At 38.6% G+C, this 16,716-nt stretch carries 15 protein-coding genes; 5 read left to right on the forward strand and 10 right to left on the reverse strand.

Going from position 1 to position 16,716, the window contains the following annotated elements; all coding sequences use genetic code 11:
• Positions 1 to 41: 41 nt before the first annotated feature.
• Positions 42 to 1,964, forward strand: a complete 1,923-nt coding sequence (locus tag EHQ58_RS14450) for a hypothetical protein (protein WP_135624599.1) — start codon at positions 42 to 44, stop codon at positions 1,962 to 1,964.
• On the forward strand, positions 1,964 to 2,671 hold the full coding sequence (locus EHQ58_RS14455) for a carbon-nitrogen hydrolase family protein (RefSeq protein WP_135624600.1): 708 nt from the start codon (positions 1,964 to 1,966) through the stop codon (positions 2,669 to 2,671). The genes EHQ58_RS14450 and EHQ58_RS14455 overlap by 1 nt, the downstream gene beginning before the upstream one ends.
• On the opposite strand, the gene EHQ58_RS14460 is transcribed toward EHQ58_RS14455, so the two are convergent.
• From EHQ58_RS14460 to EHQ58_RS14470, 3 genes are read right to left on the reverse strand one after another with little or no spacing between them, the layout of a single operon-like run.
• The gene (locus tag EHQ58_RS14460; protein ID WP_135624601.1) at positions 2,668 to 3,234 is read right to left on the reverse strand and encodes a lipoprotein signal peptidase; all 567 of its coding nucleotides are present in this window, start codon (positions 3,232 to 3,234) and stop codon (positions 2,668 to 2,670) included. The two genes, EHQ58_RS14455 and EHQ58_RS14460, sit on opposite strands and share 4 nt — an antisense overlap.
• A gap of 14 nt (positions 3,235 to 3,248) precedes the next feature.
• Positions 3,249 to 4,910 (reverse strand): ABC1 kinase family protein, encoded by a 1,662-nt coding sequence (locus tag EHQ58_RS14465; RefSeq protein WP_135624602.1) that lies wholly within the window; start codon positions 4,908 to 4,910, stop codon positions 3,249 to 3,251.
• Complete coding sequence (locus EHQ58_RS14470) at positions 4,907 to 5,983, reverse strand: Gfo/Idh/MocA family protein (protein WP_135624603.1); 1,077 nt, start codon at positions 5,981 to 5,983, stop codon at positions 4,907 to 4,909. Before EHQ58_RS14470 ends, EHQ58_RS14465 begins: the two co-directional genes overlap by 4 nt.
• Before the next feature lie 50 nt (positions 5,984 to 6,033).
• Between EHQ58_RS14470 and EHQ58_RS14475 the strand changes: the two genes are divergently transcribed.
• The 3 genes from EHQ58_RS14475 to purK are packed head-to-tail and all read left to right on the forward strand — an operon-like array spanning position 6,034 to position 9,075.
• Positions 6,034 to 7,431: a UDP-N-acetylmuramoyl-tripeptide--D-alanyl-D-alanine ligase gene (locus EHQ58_RS14475; protein ID WP_135624604.1), complete on the forward strand. Its 1,398-nt coding sequence runs from the start codon at positions 6,034 to 6,036 to the stop codon at positions 7,429 to 7,431.
• Between the two features lie 29 nt (positions 7,432 to 7,460).
• Complete coding sequence (gene purE, locus EHQ58_RS14480; protein ID WP_135624605.1) at positions 7,461 to 7,961, forward strand: 5-(carboxyamino)imidazole ribonucleotide mutase; 501 nt, start codon at positions 7,461 to 7,463, stop codon at positions 7,959 to 7,961.
• Positions 7,962 to 7,965: 4 nt separating this feature from the next.
• Entirely contained in the window at positions 7,966 to 9,075 is a 1,110-nt protein-coding gene (gene purK / locus EHQ58_RS14485) for a 5-(carboxyamino)imidazole ribonucleotide synthase (RefSeq protein ID WP_135624606.1), read from the forward strand.
• Here the strand turns inward: purK and murC are convergent.
• From murC to rsmH, 7 genes are read right to left on the reverse strand one after another with little or no spacing between them, the layout of a single operon-like run.
• Positions 9,065 to 10,516 carry a UDP-N-acetylmuramate--L-alanine ligase gene (gene murC, locus EHQ58_RS14490; RefSeq protein ID WP_135624607.1) on the reverse strand — a complete coding sequence of 484 codons (1,452 nt, stop codon included), beginning with the start codon at positions 10,514 to 10,516 and terminating at the stop codon, positions 9,065 to 9,067. The genes purK and murC overlap by 11 nt on opposite strands.
• Before the next feature lies 1 nt (position 10,517).
• Positions 10,518 to 11,603 (reverse strand): UDP-N-acetylglucosamine--N-acetylmuramyl-(pentapeptide) pyrophosphoryl-undecaprenol N-acetylglucosamine transferase, encoded by a 1,086-nt coding sequence (locus EHQ58_RS14495; RefSeq protein ID WP_135624608.1) that lies wholly within the window; start codon positions 11,601 to 11,603, stop codon positions 10,518 to 10,520.
• The gene (locus EHQ58_RS14500; RefSeq protein WP_167883641.1) at positions 11,600 to 12,742 is read right to left on the reverse strand and encodes an FtsW/RodA/SpoVE family cell cycle protein; all 1,143 of its coding nucleotides are present in this window, start codon (positions 12,740 to 12,742) and stop codon (positions 11,600 to 11,602) included. The genes EHQ58_RS14495 and EHQ58_RS14500 overlap by 4 nt, the downstream gene beginning before the upstream one ends.
• Positions 12,743 to 12,744: 2 nt before the next feature.
• Positions 12,745 to 13,857: a phospho-N-acetylmuramoyl-pentapeptide-transferase gene (mraY, locus tag EHQ58_RS14505; protein ID WP_135624609.1), complete on the reverse strand. Its 1,113-nt coding sequence runs from the start codon at positions 13,855 to 13,857 to the stop codon at positions 12,745 to 12,747.
• Positions 13,858 to 13,881: 24 nt separating this feature from the next.
• Positions 13,882 to 15,396: a UDP-N-acetylmuramoyl-L-alanyl-D-glutamate--2,6-diaminopimelate ligase gene (locus tag EHQ58_RS14510; RefSeq protein ID WP_135624610.1), complete on the reverse strand. Its 1,515-nt coding sequence runs from the start codon at positions 15,394 to 15,396 to the stop codon at positions 13,882 to 13,884.
• On the reverse strand, positions 15,393 to 15,728 hold the full coding sequence (locus EHQ58_RS14515; RefSeq protein ID WP_246047369.1) for a hypothetical protein: 336 nt from the start codon (positions 15,726 to 15,728) through the stop codon (positions 15,393 to 15,395). The genes EHQ58_RS14510 and EHQ58_RS14515 overlap by 4 nt, the downstream gene beginning before the upstream one ends.
• Positions 15,729 to 15,741: 13 nt before the next feature.
• Entirely contained in the window at positions 15,742 to 16,671 is a 930-nt protein-coding gene (gene rsmH, locus EHQ58_RS14520; RefSeq protein ID WP_135624680.1) for a 16S rRNA (cytosine(1402)-N(4))-methyltransferase RsmH, read from the reverse strand.
• Positions 16,672 to 16,716: the final 45 nt, after the last annotated feature.

A 16,716-nucleotide genomic window follows, 5' to 3' on the forward strand; every position in this document is an offset into this window, starting at 1 on the left:
AACGAATCTAATTCTATTGAGTAGTAAACGGGTCAGGTAAAATGCCAGAATTCGACAATACAAAAAGAGCCATTGGAGTCGGTAAATTAGACGATTCCGCTCGCAAGGATATGTTCAACAAATTCGTAAGCGCCGGTGGAGAAATCATCAAAGAGAAACCGGATCCAAAGCCCGAAGAGAGTAAAAAGTCTAGACCTGATCCAAAGGTTCGCACAAGTACGGTATCCAGAGGAAGTTCAGACGAAGGACGTTCCCGTAACAGATCTGGAGGTGGCGGGGGCAGAGATGGCGATTCCCGTGGCGGCGAAAATAGGTCTTCAAACGATGCCAAATTAGAATACGAGAAAGAAATTTCATCTTTTATGGCTCGCTTCTCTGTTAAATTAAAATGTTGGATGGGACGTGTGACTCCTTTCGGATCTGCCGACCTAAACCCAAGTTTTATGCATGAGTTTTCTACGAAGGCCAAACAAGCATTAATTGAATGCAATTACAGTGCTAACGAAATTCTAGCCAACCAAACACACTCGCCGGCAGTTTCAGCAGCTCTTGATAAAATCAACCCACTCCTCGTGGAACTGATTGCCATGGCTCAAAAGTTGTACAATGGCCCAGAACTAACAGACATTACCGAGCCAATTATGAGCGCTCCCGAATCTCCGGTCGCAATCGAGAGAGTCAAATCACAAATTTATTCACTGTTTAAACGGATGTACATACTCTATCCATACCAGGAGACACTTAAAAAATCATTCATCCAAGCTTACGACGAACTTCAAAAAGTAGAAAACAAACCATCGCTAATCTATGCCTCTAAGAAGAAAAAAATCATTTCTGAAATCGATACCCTGTATGATACTTTTTTTGAAAAATTATATCTAGTGGTAATACGAGCGGAAAATAAAAACATTCCGCTTATATCTCGTTATATGGAAAGCCTTTTGGACATTCAGCCTGAAGAAAGACCTGGCTCACGCCGAACTGGAGAAAATGTCCCTGGAGGCATTGATCCAAAATTACAAGCAGAAGAAGAGAAAGCAAAGAAAGAAGAAGAAAAAGAAAATAAGAAAAATGCCGAAAAGGAAGAAGTAGTTCTAAGCAAGGAACAAGCTTATGGTTTACGGCTAATGCAAATGTATTCCATTCCAAAATTGCGAAAGAAATTTGATCCTCGCAACGAAATGCATTTTGTTCCCGATGGGGATAAGGCTATGCTCTCTTATTTATACTTCAAGGAATTTGATGATGAGTATTCCTTTGTTCTGACGACTAAAAAAATTGATATTAAACTTACACATGTGAACGGTGTTAAAGTTGACTACCGTCAGAAAATGTTAGATATCTATGAATCCACCAGGTCCATTACCGATCAGCTTAAAATTTATTTAGATATATTAAGAGAACTAGAGAAACACAAAGCCAATCCTGGCGCAAATTATATTGAAGCTTCTAAAAAACTGACAGGCATAGACCAAAAGCGAACGGGCCAATCAAGAACCGTTCGAATGGTCATAAAAGAGTTTAATGTAAAAGTCAGAGATATCTTACTCGATCTCATTAAGGATATGAAATCCAAAAAGGAGATCATCGTCAATATGGACGATGTGATCTCTCTAGATGCAATGGAGGCCAAAAAGAGATTGAATAAGAAGCCGATCAAACAATGCATTATGGAATCTTATTGTTATGTGATGGCCCTCTCTGACAGAATTGAATCTGGCGACCTCTATGGTGGTCTTGTCGAATTGACTCCTGAGCAAATGAAGGAATCTTTCGGTATCGAAATGCAGACAACCCCTCCCGAAGGATCTGGATTGGATGATGCAGGCCTTGGCAGTGAGCCTGCTCCTTCCGCAGCAAAATCCTCGCCCGTAACTGGGTCGAGTTCAGAAAATGCAAAAGATGAAATCGATGAGTTTGAGGATTTAGACGATGATGATCTTTCTTCAGGAAATCCTATTTAATGCCAACTATCAAAATATCGGTCTATCAAAAAGACCTACATAAAAAATTCACTAAAGACCAACTTGCTAAAATTGCGGCCCAGAGGGCAAATTTCCTATTATTGCCTGAAGGTTTTCCTCATTTTTTTCGAGCACAAACACCAAACGATGCCGCAAAACACGAAAAAGAATACCAGGATCACCTTCTAGAAATTTCAGAAACCTACCAAGGTGTGATCATGGGCGGTTCTCATTATAGAAAAAACGCCGAAGGAAAATTAGTATCCTCTTCTCCCATAGTGCAATCGCTTGTGCTTGTCGATTTTTATGATAAAAAGAATCCATCTTCCAAAGAGGCTGAAATCACAAAAGGAGAGACCGAATCTATTTTTATCATGGGCGGACTTCGTTTTGGAATCCTTGTCGGTGAAGATATCAACGACACCCTGATCTGGAACCAATTCAAAACAGAGGGGCTGGAAGTCGTATTTCATCTTTCCTCAGAGGAAAGCGGAAGAACGTATGAGGAAGATTTGGATTTTTTCTCCAAGATATCGAAGGAGATGAAAATGCATATCATTCGGGTTTGCGGAATCAGCGAGGGCAAACCTGGGCGAAGTCTTTACGCTTCGCCATCTGGTATCAATTGGAAGGTTGGGAAGTCAGAAGAAGATACAGAGGTTTTTAAAACACTTTCTGTAACCGTTAAAGAAAACTTTTTTCTTTAACTTCGACTACTCTCTTCTTCTTTCCAGTCCATGGTTAGCAGGAGTATCACGATTCCGATGGATACACAAGAGTCTGCAACATTGAAGGCAGGCCAACGCTCGAATAATAAGAAATCAGGCCACTCGAAGTCCAAAAAATCCACCACGCCAATAAATTCAATGCCTGGTCTTTCTGGACTGAATCCAAACCGAAAGCCTTCGCCCGGAATTTTTACAAAAAACTTATCAAAAAAATTCCCGAAGGCGCCAGCCATGACCAGGTTCCAACCCCAAGGATTTCCAAGTTCTGAATTGGTCCATCGGTAGAAGAATAAAAATATAATGGCAAATCCAGTGGCAAATAATGAAGGCAATGCGTTGTTTTGGAAAAGTCCAAAAACGAAACCTGTGTTAAAAGTGAGTGAAAGACGAAAAAAATCACCCAAGATCGGAATGCTTTCATACGCTTGCATCTTTTGGATGATCACGAATTTACTGATGAGATCTAAGGCCAGACCGAATAGCACAAAGACTATGTAGGAAGGCTTATAAACGGAAAGAAATGGTTTCTCTGGAAATTTCATGATTCTTTTTTCTCTTATTTCTTATTTTGATACGACCAAGCAGCCCGGGCAAAGGACCAAAAAGCAATGCCTGCAAGAATATAAAATAGCAAACTAGGTTCTTTCCAAGATTTTTCGGCATAATAAATTCCGAAATAGAAAAAAATAGAACCGAGAACACCATACGTAAATTGTTCTCTGAGAAGTAGTTGCTTGTTTCCGACCTTCTTATCCTCGGTCCACTGGAAAACAAATTCACCACGATTGAGTTGGTATAAAAATTCATAAAGTTCTTTGGGAAGAGAGAGGGAACTGGCTAAAATTTCTTCTCCCTCATCACGCCATCTTTTTCTGAGAGAACTGCCTTTTAAAACAATTTGGGAAAAAGGTTTTTCTGCATATTCAAATAAGGAACGGTTAGGATCTAAGTAAGAAAAGTTGCCAAGAAGTAAAGCTAGGACTCGATGGAGGCTAAGAAAGTTTGGTGGAAGTTTTAAGGACTTAAACAGGAACTTCAAACTCACTTGAATCTCCTTTAAAAAACGAAGATCATCGCCTGGCTTTAAAGTATCCCAACCCAAATTCCGGAAATTTTTTGTAGTAAGCAGGATATGGTTTAATTTATCCATTGAATATTTTAAAATCTTACAAAGTTCTTCTTTTCCCAGATGATCATTCACGGCTCCCAATTCGTATAAAGTATCAGCCATTAAATGGTAGTCCTTTCTCATGGCGCCAAGTAGTAATTTCTCAAGCAATCGAGTTTCATCACCTGAGATTTCCTGCACGGCTCCAAAATCAATAAAACAAAGCTGACCAGATTCTAAAAAGATAAGATTTCCAGGATGCGGGTCTGCGTGAAAAAATCGAAATTCAAAAATCATTAAAAGATAGGCTCTGATCATCTTTTCTAGATAAGGATTCTTTTTCGCGATTAGCTCTTCCGGTTTAAAATCGTAGATTTTTTTTCCTTCTATGAACTCTGTTACAAGGATTGATTTTGTGCAAAATTCGGAGACTGGCTCTGGAAAAACAAAGTCTTTTTCTGCGATAAATGCTTGTTTGGTGCGTTTCAGATATCTTAATTCATTTCGTAAATCAAGTTCTGTCGAGATCATTTCTTCCAATTGGGAAGATACTTCTTTTCCTGAGATCGAAAGGATAAAGTGATCAAAAAACCAGAGGACTCGTTTGATTGTTTTTAGATCACTTTTTGCCTGTTCTTCGATTCCATTATATAAAATTTTGATCGCTACTTTTTTTTCTTTGTAAAATCCTATATGGACCTGAGCTGTTGAGGCACTTGCATGTGCCACTTCATTCAAGTTGGTAAAAATTTCATGTAAGGGTACTGAAAAATTTTGAGACCATCTTCCTTCGATTTCTGGAAACGGCCTTGGTGGAACTTTATCTTGCAGTTCTTGTAATTCCCATAAAAATTCTTCGGGCAAAATATGGAATAAATTGGACACAAACTGGCCTATTTTTATATAAACTCCACCTAACTGAAAGAATATATGTTTTGCCTCTCTTCCTTTTTTTTTAAAGAAAATTTTCTTTCGAATTTCCCAGTTTGCTTCAGATAAAAATCGCCGATTTAGTTTTGAAAGGAGATAGTATCCGAACCAAGTTTTAATGACAAAGGAATAGACGAGAAGTGATCTGCCATTTTTGATTTGTACAAATTCTTGATTCATTTTTTTCGCCTAAACTGGTAAATTGATTCGATACATTCCAGTATGTCTATATTATCTTTCAGGGTTCCTTCTTGGTAGTCTGATTTTCCTTTCACATTCTTTAAAATTTCTTGGTAAATTCCAAGAAACGGATTCGATTTTTCTCTACCTGGCAATTTTTTCTCTTCCATAACCTTTAAACTGCGAAAACCTTTATAAAGTGGAGATGGAGAGGAAGCAAAAAACTGAAACCCATCATTAGAGAGAGTGAATCGTGCTTTTGTTGTAAAAATATCGATTTCAAATTGAAAGTAGTCTCGTCCCCCCGCTACATCCAAAAAAACCTCTGTTTGTTCCTTGTTTACAAGCCAGGCAGTAGCCCTATCCTCAATCGCTTTTTGAGTTTGTCGAACCACATGTGCTGCTCGCAAGGTGAGAGGTCCCAAAATCCAGAATAGTAAATCGATGGCATGTGTTCCATCATGCAGCAGCGGACCTCCACCATACTTTGAAAAGGCAAGCCCAGGATTTTTTGCCGATGTGAAAACATTTGCTCTTACTGATTCTATCTTTCCAAATGCTCCGGTGGATATTAATTCCTTAACGTACTGGTAACGTGGGTGGTACCTTCTTTCATGATTGATCCAAATTTTTACATTATTTTTTAGTGCTAAGTTTGCTAATTTTTTCGCATCATGACTGTTTAGCGAAACTGGCTTCTCAATGAGAATGAATTTCAGCCCCGACCGAATCAAATGGCATGCAATCTCGAAATGTGTAATGCTCGTTGTGGCAACGATTGCGAAATCATATTTTTTGAATTGATCCTTTCCTCTGTTTCTCGTTAGTCCAAGGAAATCTTCTGAAGTTAAGGCTAAATCAGCCGAACCCAATTTCCACTGTTTTTGAAATTGGGTTATTTTTTCGGGGTCGATATCATAGATACCATGGAGCGAAAAATGCTTACAGCCCCAGGCAGAAAAAAGAACTCCCGCATGCGTACATGGTTTTAGACGAAGGGGATCTAATTCCAAACTTGACGCGATCCGACCCAAACCCACGAGTAAAGTATTGATTTTAAGGTTTGTTTTCAAAGTTTTTCTTCCAAAACTAGTGCATTTCGGCTAGTTTGGTCAGGAGTCATATGATCACAACCTTTCGCTATTCTTTGTCAACCATTCTGGCAGTTTTGGATCCAAACGATTTCAAAAGGATCGAATCGGATCTATTTTTTACATCCATTTCTACTTCTTCCTTGGAATGTAAAACGGGATCTTTGTTCATTCCCCTAAAGGACAAACGAGACGGACATGAATTTATCATCGATGCCCTCAGTCGTGGAGCTAGCGGTTTTCTATGCGAGAAAAAGAATAAAATCCTAAATAAACTAAATGAATCGCAATTACAGAAAGCGATCTTCGTAGAAGATACGCTTGTTAGTTTAGGAAAACTTGGAGAATTTCATAGAAAGCGATTTCAACCTCTTCTTATCGCCGTGACAGGCTCAAGCGGTAAGACAACAACAAAAGAACTTCTCGGAAATTTATTTCAGTTTTTAAAAAAACGAGATGTCGTAATCACGGAAAAAAATTTCAATAATGAGATCGGGGTTCCGTTTACCTTATTTCGAATCACGGAATATACTAAAGTAGCGATCATCGAAATGGGTATGAACCAAAGAGGAGAAATTGAAAGACTCTCAAAGATGTCAAAGCCAAATTTAGCGTTGATCACAAATATCGGATCAGCCCATGTAGAAAATTTGAAATCTCCAGAAAGGATCGCAGAAGAAAAATCAGACATTTTATTTGGAATGGAAAAAGGTTCTATACTGTTTTTACCAGAAGATGCAAATCATCTCTCGATTGTAAGTAGAAAAGCCAAAAAACTGGGAATCCTCCTTCAGTTTTGGAAGAATGGATCCTCTTCCAAATTGAAAATTGTGCAAGAATATAAAAATGGATTTAAACTAAATTATCAGGGACATCAAATTACGTGGAAAATTCCTGGAAAAACATTGCTGAGTAACGTCCGAGGAATGGTTGAGATTGGCAATTTCCTAAAAATAGAGGATCAAAAAATAGCTAAGGCTATTGGAAACTATAAGCCACCTGCGAGACGATTGCATATAAAAAGAGGTTATTTTCAAATAATCGATGATACCTATAATGCGAATCCAGAATCCATGTTATCTTCCATACAAGCTAGTTACCAGTTAGCAAACAAGAAACCTCTTGTGTTGGTACTTGGCTCCATGAAGGAACTAGGTAAATTTTCCAAATACTACCATGAACAAATCGGTGAAGCCTTAAGACAGTATCCAGAGGTTACGCTCATTACTTATGGGAAAGACGCAGAGTGGATAGCCACGAAACGCAAAATAGGGAACAATTTTTCTTTTTCTGATGCACATTCTAACTTTGAAGAGTTTGTGAAGATCGCGCATGAACGCCATCCGAAAGGCTCAACGATCCTCATAAAAGGCTCTCGTTCTATGAAAATGGAACGAATTGTCGATTGCTTTCTTGCATTTAAGAGTTGATGAAGAGTGCAGTCAAAGAGAATTAGCATATGTCAAAGGTAGTAGGCAAAGTTGCCGTGATTATGGGTTCTCACTCTGATTGGGAAACAATGAGGGAATCCTGTCTCGTTTTGGAATCCTTCGGAATTCCATACGATAAGGAAATTGTATCAGCTCACCGGTCTCCAGATCGACTTTATGAATTTTCAAAATCCGCTGCAGGAGCCGGATATTCTGTGATCATTGCCGGAGCTGGTGGCGCTGCACATTTACCTGGTATGACAGCCGCACTAACCACCTTACCCGTACTTGGTGTCCCAATTCTTTCCAAAGCACTTTCGGGTAAAGACAGTTTGCTCTCCATCGTTCAGATGCCTAAAGGTGTTCCAGTTGGTACCTTGGCGATTGGAACGAGTGGAGCCGCAAATGCAGCTCTCCTTGCCATTCGTATCCTGGCACTTTCAAATCCAGGACTTGTGAAAGAACTCGAAGTTTTCGCAGATAAACAAAAGAATGAGGCACTCTCATTCAACGATAAATTGACTCTCTAATTTTATGAAAAAATTAAAAGTTGGAGTGTTAGGCTCAGGTCAGCTGGGTCAAATGATGGCAGAAGAAGCATTACATCATGGTATTGATTTTTTTTGTTATTCGCCTGATGCTCATTCTCCAATTGAAAAAATCGGAGTGCCCGTTACGAAAGGTGCATTCTCCGATCTAGCAAATCTTTCTGATTTTTTACGCGGAATTGACATCCTCACGTTTGAATTTGAAAACATTCCAAAAGCTACTCTCGATTTTTTAACTTCATTCCAGTCAAAATCAAATATTAAAATTTATCCTAATCCACAAGCACTTGTGATTGCGCAAGATCGATACCTTGAGAAATCACACTTAAAAAAGCTTGGATTAAAAACTCCAAACTTCGCTCTCTTAAATAAAACCAATCAGGTATGTAATTTGCCATTTCCATGGATCATTAAAACATTACGCTTTGGTTATGATGGGAAAGGACAAACGAAAATAAATTCAATGGAAGACTTCAGAATGTTTCTCGAGTCTGCTTTTAAATCAGGTGATGAAGAATATTTAATTGAAGAAAAAATTAATTTCGATCTTGAGGTAAGTGTCATCCTAACAAGATTTATCGATGGAAAAGTCCAATCCTTTGGAACGATTGAAAACATACATAAGAATCATATTTTAGATCTTTCGATTTTTCCGGCAAGAATTGACGGAGCTCTATCCGATCAGACAGTAAAAATCGCTGAGGCTCTAGCAGAGTCACTAGGTTATGTAGGAACGATGGGTGTTGAATTCTTTATCAAAGGTACGGAAATCTACTTAAATGAATTTGCACCCCGACCCCATAACTCTGGACATTTTTCTCAAGATTGTGGCAGTGTATCACAATTTAAACTACATATAGCAGCAATTACGGATCAATTTCGACCTACGATTCAACATCCCAAGCCCACAGTGATGAAAAATATCATCGGAGATAAATACCAAGAAAATATGACCATTATTTTCGAATTGTTAAGAGATGATAGGTATGTACTTCATCTCTACGGAAAGGAAGAAGGCAGAGTCGGTAGAAAAATGGGACATTTAAATTTCAGAGGTCCTATTGAAGAAGTTTCTCCGATGCTGATTACGTTTTAGTATGATTTAAAAATACGATTCCCCAATCGCGAACATTCCCAGCACCAATACAGAGTAGGATGTCTCCACTTTTCGTTTGATTTTCAATAACTTCTATATCAAGACTAGGTTCACCTTTTAAGAGTTTTACGTTTTTTAATTTGAGATGTTTTGCAATGGTTTCGGCTGAAATACCGGGAATTAAATTTTCTCCTGCCGTATAAATGGGCAATAGGAATAAGTAATCTGCAAAATCAAGTGCCGCAGCTAATTCTTTTTGAAGGATCGATGTGCGGGAATAGCGATGCGGTTGGAATAGTACGATAAGTGTCCCGCCATCAACTAACTCTTGCTTCAAAGAATTGATAACGGTTTTGATTTCTGTAGGGTGATGTCCATAATCGTCTATCACTTTCACTTGGTTTTTTATTCCAAGCACTTCCTGTCTACGTTTGACTCCAACATACCGAGAAAGGGTTTTTATCGAATTTTCCGGAGATACTCCAACAACATTTGATCCAAGAACTGCGCATAAAGCATTCGTTAAATAATGTGAACCACTAAACGGTAAGGATAGATAAAATTCTTTTTCTAAAAATTGAAAACGACAACCGCCTTCCTCGATGGAGTAGATTATCATCTGGAACTTATCCGCTAGTTTATTCGTTAAACTTTGGATTAGCTTTGCTGTTTCCGTATTTGAAATTTCTGATTTTGGAAAAATTGCATAAAGTTTAAAATTCGGGTCAAAATTATTTTCCGATGTTATATGGTTTAAAACGAATTTGATACCAGAATCCTGTCCTTGTACGATGGCTACCCCAGCTAAGGTCGGTGAAATATATTGTAGGAATGCATGTTGTAATTTATCCAAGGAATGGTAAAAATCAAGATGGTCATTATCTACATTTGTTATAATTCTTATTTCAGCTTTATGCTGTAAAAAAGTACCGTCTGATTCATCAGATTCATAGACTCCCCATTCTTCATTACCAAATTTCCCACCTTTTTTACCGAAAAGCGAAGTATCTCCACCTAGCATAACCGTTGGATCATACTCCTCTTCTAGCAATATTTGAGCAATCATCGCAGTCGTAGATGTTTTGCCATGCGAACCCGCCACAGAAATGGACTTCTTTAATGAGAAGATCTTATGTAATACATTTGATCTATGATACATAGGAATGCTCAATTTGCTGACTTCTTGAAAAAGTTCATGGTTCTTGTCATTGATGGCAGAACTAAAGACTACAAAGTTAATTTTTTTGATATCAATTGAATCCAAATCAGGATAAATGATCGCTCCCCTTTCTGCTAAATGGATTGTCACTTCTGATTCTTTTTTATCGTAACCATAAACGGTATAGCCCATATCCATAAGAATATGAGCAAGGCTTGACATGCCACTGCCTCCAATTCCAAGCAAAAGGCCAGTTTCACCAGGAAGGATTGAAAATTTCATGCTAGTGTGGGAAAAAATAAGAAATGGTCAAATACGCGGCATTCACGTTTGACAATCTTAAAGAATTGTGACCCATTTCTTTTAATTGTTCAGGATTTGTTTTCCAATCTAATAAATGTTTCACGAGGGGACTCGGGTCATCAGACGTCGAATGAATAATCACCGCGGCACCCTGGTTTTCGACATATTCCGCATTTTCCTTTTGGTGGTTGTCTGCGGCAAATGGATAAGGAATGAGAACCATCGGAAGACCATACACTAAGCACTCCGCAAGAACACCCGCTCCCGAACGAGCAACAACGATATTTGCCCACTCATAATTTGGTTTCATATCGTTTGAATAAGAAATGATTTCCGTATTTCCCTTCGATTTATTTTTTGTTTCCTCATAAAGAGAATTTCCAGTCAATAAGCGAAATTTAAACTTTTGTGAAATCTCGGGATTTTCCATTGTTTTCAAAATCATATTATTTAACTGTCGAGCTCCTTGTGAGCCACCCAAGACCAATACGTTTAAAATATTCTTTTTACTATCATGTAGATTTTCGTTCTGGCGAATATTCAAGTGTTCTGGAATCACCTTCAAACGAATGGGATTTCCAATCACACTAGATTCTTTTGTTTTGAAAACTTCCTCTCTTATCGGGAAACTCAATGCCACTTTTTTTGCAAAGTTATGGAAGGTCCTTGTAATTTTACCTGGAATGCAATTTTGCTCGCACAGAAATAATTTTTTACGAAATAATATGGCATATAAGATGGCAGGCAAACTTGAATACCCGCCCATACCAATAACCGACGTTATGCTTCGCTTTTGAAAGCTAAAGATAGTTATTACAAACTGAATCAAAAATTGAAACGGAAATATGAGAAAGTAAACCGCTTTAAATTGAGGCATACTATGCCAAAGAACTTCACACGGCGGTGATATTAAATCAGGATTATCCTTATTACGCGTTAAAGAGTGTATATATACATCTGAGATTTTGAAGTGCTCACGTTTATTGATTAGAATTTCCGCGAGAGCCACGCCTGGAGATATATGCCCACCTGTTCCACCAGCGGCAATCAAAACTGTTTCACTCATAATGCCAAATTCTCACTTTTCGTTATATTGGCAAGAATTCCCATCAATATAAAAATTGTGATCAGAGATGATCCTCCGTAACTTAAAAAAGGAAGGGAAATACCAGTCACAGGAAAAAGTCCAGTGACTACGTACAAATTGATCAGGAACTGAATGGCAAGCAGGAGGAGTATTCCCGTCCCTAAATAAAAACCTAGTTTATCCTTAACTTTCTGCAATAACGAATAGATTCTAAGCAGCAAAAATAGAACAACCGCAAGAAAGATTGAAAAGCCAAGGAAGCCAAAATCCTCAACAAAGGATGCTAAAACAAAATCTGTATGGCTATAAGCTAAATATCTATGTGAATAGCCAGAACCAATCGGCTTACCTAACGTGCCACCATCAAAAAATGCTCGAAAGGATGTTACAAGTTGATGCCCTTCATCAAATCGATATTTATAAGGATCAAGCCAAATTTCTAATCTTTTTTTACGATATCCCACCTGCGTCACAAGAACAAATAACAGAGGTAATGTGGCAATACTTAATAACAAAATGCGTTTCATGGGAAAGCCAGTCATAATGACAAAAAAGAAAATGACAGTTAAAATTTCAACGGTTGTACCAAATGCTGGTTCTATGACGATCAAAATCAAAATGGAAGAAATGGTAAAAATAGAAATGAGAGTTTTTCTTGTCCATTTGATATTTTTAGGATCGAAAGTTTGAAAGAATAAGGATAGAAATAACAATAAACTAATCTTACTAAATTCTGATGGCTGAATTTGAAATCCACCAATCTGAATCCATCGGTTAAAATTTCGACCATAAGTAGTTCCAACTGATTTTCCTACACCAGGTATGAAAACGGAGATTAATAAAAGTATACTGAAAAGGCAAAAGGGAAAGGAAAATTTAACGAGAATTTGATAAGGGACTTGAATGAAAACCAAAAAAAATAATATCCCTACTCCGCCCCACACAAGCTGCTTTTTTAAATAATAATAAGGATCAGCAAACTCCCTTTCGGCGGGTATTACTGAGGCGCTAAACATAATGATGACACCAAATCCAAAGAGAATGAAGATAGCGTAAAGGAACGGTAGGTCAATTTTTTTGTTTCCATATTTAAAAAACTGACCAAATGACTGAAACATTGTTATTGGATTTTCAAAGTTGATAAGGAAACGATAGCAAGTATGATACCAATGATCCAGAATCGAATGACTACCTTCTCTTCTGACCATCCACTTAATTCAAAATGGTGATGCAGTGGTGCCATTTTAAAAATTCTTTTCCCGCGCAATTTAAATGAGCCGACTTGAAGGATCACACTGAGAGCTTCTGCGACGAAAATACCACCAAGTATGATGAGTAAAATTTCTTTCTTTAACATAATCGCAGAGAGTCCCAAGGTGGAGCCGAGAAATAAAGAGCCGGTATCCCCCATAAAAACTTGAGCGGGATGACAATTGAACCAAAGAAAGCCAATCAAAGCACCACTGAGTCCCGCCAGAAAAACGGCATACTCGTGAGCGCCAGGTAAGTAAGGAATATGTAAATAATTTGCAGCAATCGGAGTTCCTGAAACATACGCGAGAAGCGCCATTGTTGCCGTGGCAATCACAACAGTCCCAGAGGCAAGCCCATCAAGTCCATCTGTCAGATTGACTGCATGAGAACTACCTATCAGAACGAGAATGGCAAAAGGAATCGCGAGTATTCCAAGATTTAGAAATGGTCCCTTCAAAAAGGGAAGAAAGAGATCGGTTATCTCAAAAAGTATGCCCTTACTTGCGACAGTGTTTGGGCTCCCTGTCACGAAATAGAATAAGGAAGTGACACTAATGGCGATCAAAATCGTGATTGAAAATTTGGTTCTCGCTCGCATGCCACCTTTCACTTTTTTCACGGATTTTAAGTAATCATCCATAAAGCCCAATGCACAAAATGAAATAGCAGATCCCATCAGCAACAACACATTTAAATTTTTCAAATTCCCCCATAACAAAACGGAGATGGTTAGAGAGATGATCATGATTAAGCCACCCATCGTGGGCGTACCCGACTTGGAAGCATGGGACTGCGGACCATCATTTCTAATGGATTCTTTAAACTTCAAAGATTTTAAAAAATCGATCATAAAGCGACCGTATAGAAAGGTAATGAACATAGATGTAAGCCCCGCCATCATTGCCCGAAGGGTTACATATTGAAATATTCTTAAGATACCGAGATCATTTCCAAAACTATCATAAATCCAGTGAAACATATACCCTTCTTATCGACCTAAATGTTAAATTTTGTGAAATGCTTTCTCTACTTCTTCATAATCTATAAATTCAAATTTTTCTTTTCCGATGATTTGGTAGGTTTCGTGACCTTTTCCTGCCACAACAAGGATTCCATCCTTTTCCAAAAGTGCCACACCTCTTTCAATCGCCTGCCTTCGATCTGGAATCGTCTCATAACGCTTGAATCCTCTTGAAAAGCCTGCTTCGATTTCTTCCAAAATTATTTTTGGATTTTCGGTTCTGGGATTATCAGAAGTAAGGATTACGTAATCAGAATATTCCTCAGCAATGCGTCCCATGATCGGACGTTTCGTACGATCCCTATCGCCTCCGCATCCGAAAAGACATATAATCTGTTTGGATGAGATTTCCATACAACTCTTCAGAATATTTTCGAGTGCATCGGGAGTATGCGCATAATCAATCACTGCAATGCGGCTTAAATCTGGGGATTTTACAACTTGGAATCGGCCTGGAACAGTGGGAATGACCTCAATGGTTTTTATAATCGCTTCCCAGCCAAAACCCAATTCCGAAGCAATAAAAGAAGCCAAACTTACATTGAAGACATTGAAATTTCCAAGCAAATTGGTGGATACTTTACGAACATGAATGAATGGTAAATTTTTTTCCTTTCTATGAAGTCGGAATTCACTACCTAAAATGCTTAACTTTGTATGTGTATAATTAAATTCTCCAGTAGCACCGAGTAAGTAAATTGGAGAGGTGAATTTTGCTTCACTTAATCTCTCAATCATCTCTGGACCGCCCGCAACGTCCGAGGCAACAATACCAAATTTGTTTTTGAGAGCGGATTGTTCTAATAATTGGAAGATCTTAAACTTGCTATTCAGATAATCATCCATATCATGATGAAAATCTAAGTGGTCTTGTGTCAGATTTGTAAAACCGACAGCTTGTACATCTAAACCACTTGTTCGCCCTAATTTTAGACCATGGGAACTCATTTCGACAAAAACATATTCCACATCTTTGGTGATCATCTCTTTCAGTAATAGATTTAGGGAAGAGGCATCTGGCGTCGTATAACCTGTTTCCTTAATTTCATCACCGATGCGAATGTGAACCGTTCCAATAAGTCCGCATTTTTTTCCAAGTTTTGTGGCGATATGAAAGAGGATAAAGGTTAAGGATGTTTTTCCATTCGTTCCTGTGATTCCAATAACTTTTAGTTTTTTACTCGGAGAGCCTGCGAGTAAATGAGCAACTTTACCATGTGTGTCTCCCAAATACTGGTCGCTCTCCAAAATATTCTCGAAATTTTCTAAACCTGGAATTTTGATCTGTCCCGATTGGATGAGGACTGTTTTTACCCCTTGCTGGAACAATGATTCTAAATAAGCAGTATAACGTTCGCTCTGTCCCTCTGGTAAAACAAAAATGTCGTCTTTTTTTGTTAGGCGCGTATCTGCCCAAATGTAAGAAATTTCAAATTCGGGATCACCTTTCCGAAGTTTGATTTCTGGGAACTTTTTTATAATTTCTGAAATTTTCAAAATGGTTCCTTCTTTACGGCTTTCGGCTCTGCGGGAAGCTCAATCGTAATGATTCGATTCCCTAGACTTATCGGTAGATATTGATAGGTCCTTCGATACAAAGCCTCAATTCTCTCTGCCGATGTATACGAGACAATCCCAATTTTTAAATCATCATTTCTTCGGATGAGATCTTCCTTTTCGATTGCCTTTTCGTGAATCAATCGTTTCCATTTGGCAGTTTCGATCCCTTGCCAGACACTAAAGTAAAAAAGAGCATAAAAAGGCATCAGGTATAAGAGTGGCTCCAAGGGTAAAACCAAGCGGAATGCTATAACGGAAAATGAGGGCATGTTTTGGATAAATTTAAAATTCATCTGTATCAAGTATCGGATAATCTCTTTGCAATCCTCTCAGCTTTGCGGACCGAGATGCCCGATTCGTACGAATTTCTTCGTCTTCCGGAATCATTGGCTTTTTTGTTAGAATGGAAAAGTCCGAGTTTGCTTCCAAGTCTCGGAATGCCCACTTAACAATACGATCTTCCAAGGAATGAAAAGAGATGCACGCAATCACTCCGCCAGGAACAAGAAGACTCGAAAGGCTTCGAATTCCTTTTTCTGCATGAACCAATTCTTCGTTTACGGCAATGCGAAGGGCTTGAAACACTTTCGTCGCTGGGTGGGATTCCTTAGGCCAAAATTTTCTGGGGATGGATGCTTCTACGATTTTGGCTAGGTCCAAATTTGTTTGGAACTTAGTCTTTTGGCGTATTTGAACAATATTATTTGCGATTTTGAGTGCCCATCTCTCCTCTCCAAAATCCCAAAAGATTTTTTTTAATGTAAGAACGCTGCTATAGTTCAGAATGTCAGCTGCCGTTTGGTTTCCGAGTACGGGCTCCAAACGCATATCCAATGGCTCCTCTTGTTTGAATGTAAACCCTCTTCCAGAATGTAAAAAATGAAATAGAGAGACACCTAAATCGACGAGCACGCCATCCAAACCAAGACAGCCAACGCTTTGCAGGATTTCGTCATTCACTTCCGAAAAGTTCATTTGGAAGGGGTGAACCGACTCAAAACCTTGCAAATTTGCCAAAGCACGTTCGAGCATCGTCGCATCTCGATCGATGAGAAGCAGGTTTACGCCTGGAAAGGTTTCTAAAATCAACTTGGAATGACCTCCTTCGCCCGCAGTTCCATCCAAAATCCATTTTGGAGGATTCGTATGGGAAAGGGAAAGAAGGCTGAGTACCTGCCGTGGTAGAACGGGAATGTGAGGGGATTGGATCACTTTGATACTTTCTTTGTTCATATTTTTCAAAATCCTTGCAATCCT

The organism is Leptospira ognonensis (assembly GCF_004770745.1).
In the GTDB taxonomy this organism is placed as follows: Bacteria; Spirochaetota; Leptospiria; order Leptospirales; family Leptospiraceae; genus Leptospira_A; species Leptospira_A ognonensis.

Excerpts from the sequence above, each read along its gene's own strand:
- EHQ58_RS14450 (WP_135624599.1), top strand. The coding sequence starts at position 42 with ATGCCAGAATTCGACAATACAAAAAGAGCCATTGGAGTCGGTAAATTA.
- EHQ58_RS14455 (WP_135624600.1), top strand. The coding sequence starts at position 1,964 with ATGCCAACTATCAAAATATCGGTCTATCAAAAAGACCTACATAAAAAA.
- EHQ58_RS14460 (WP_135624601.1), bottom strand. The coding sequence starts at position 3,234 with ATGAAATTTCCAGAGAAACCATTTCTTTCCGTTTATAAGCCTTCCTAC.
- EHQ58_RS14465 (WP_135624602.1), bottom strand. The coding sequence starts at position 4,910 with ATGAATCAAGAATTTGTACAAATCAAAAATGGCAGATCACTTCTCGTC.
- EHQ58_RS14475 (WP_135624604.1), top strand. The coding sequence starts at position 6,034 with ATGATCACAACCTTTCGCTATTCTTTGTCAACCATTCTGGCAGTTTTG.
- purE (WP_135624605.1), top strand. The coding sequence starts at position 7,461 with ATGTCAAAGGTAGTAGGCAAAGTTGCCGTGATTATGGGTTCTCACTCT.
- purK (WP_135624606.1), top strand. The coding sequence starts at position 7,966 with ATGAAAAAATTAAAAGTTGGAGTGTTAGGCTCAGGTCAGCTGGGTCAA.
- murC (WP_135624607.1), bottom strand. The coding sequence starts at position 10,516 with ATGAAATTTTCAATCCTTCCTGGTGAAACTGGCCTTTTGCTTGGAATT.
- EHQ58_RS14495 (WP_135624608.1), bottom strand. The coding sequence starts at position 11,603 with ATGAGTGAAACAGTTTTGATTGCCGCTGGTGGAACAGGTGGGCATATA.
- EHQ58_RS14500 (WP_167883641.1), bottom strand. The coding sequence starts at position 12,742 with ATGTTTCAGTCATTTGGTCAGTTTTTTAAATATGGAAACAAAAAAATT.
- mraY (WP_135624609.1), bottom strand. The coding sequence starts at position 13,857 with ATGTTTCACTGGATTTATGATAGTTTTGGAAATGATCTCGGTATCTTA.
- EHQ58_RS14515 (WP_246047369.1), bottom strand. The coding sequence starts at position 15,728 with ATGCCCTCATTTTCCGTTATAGCATTCCGCTTGGTTTTACCCTTGGAG.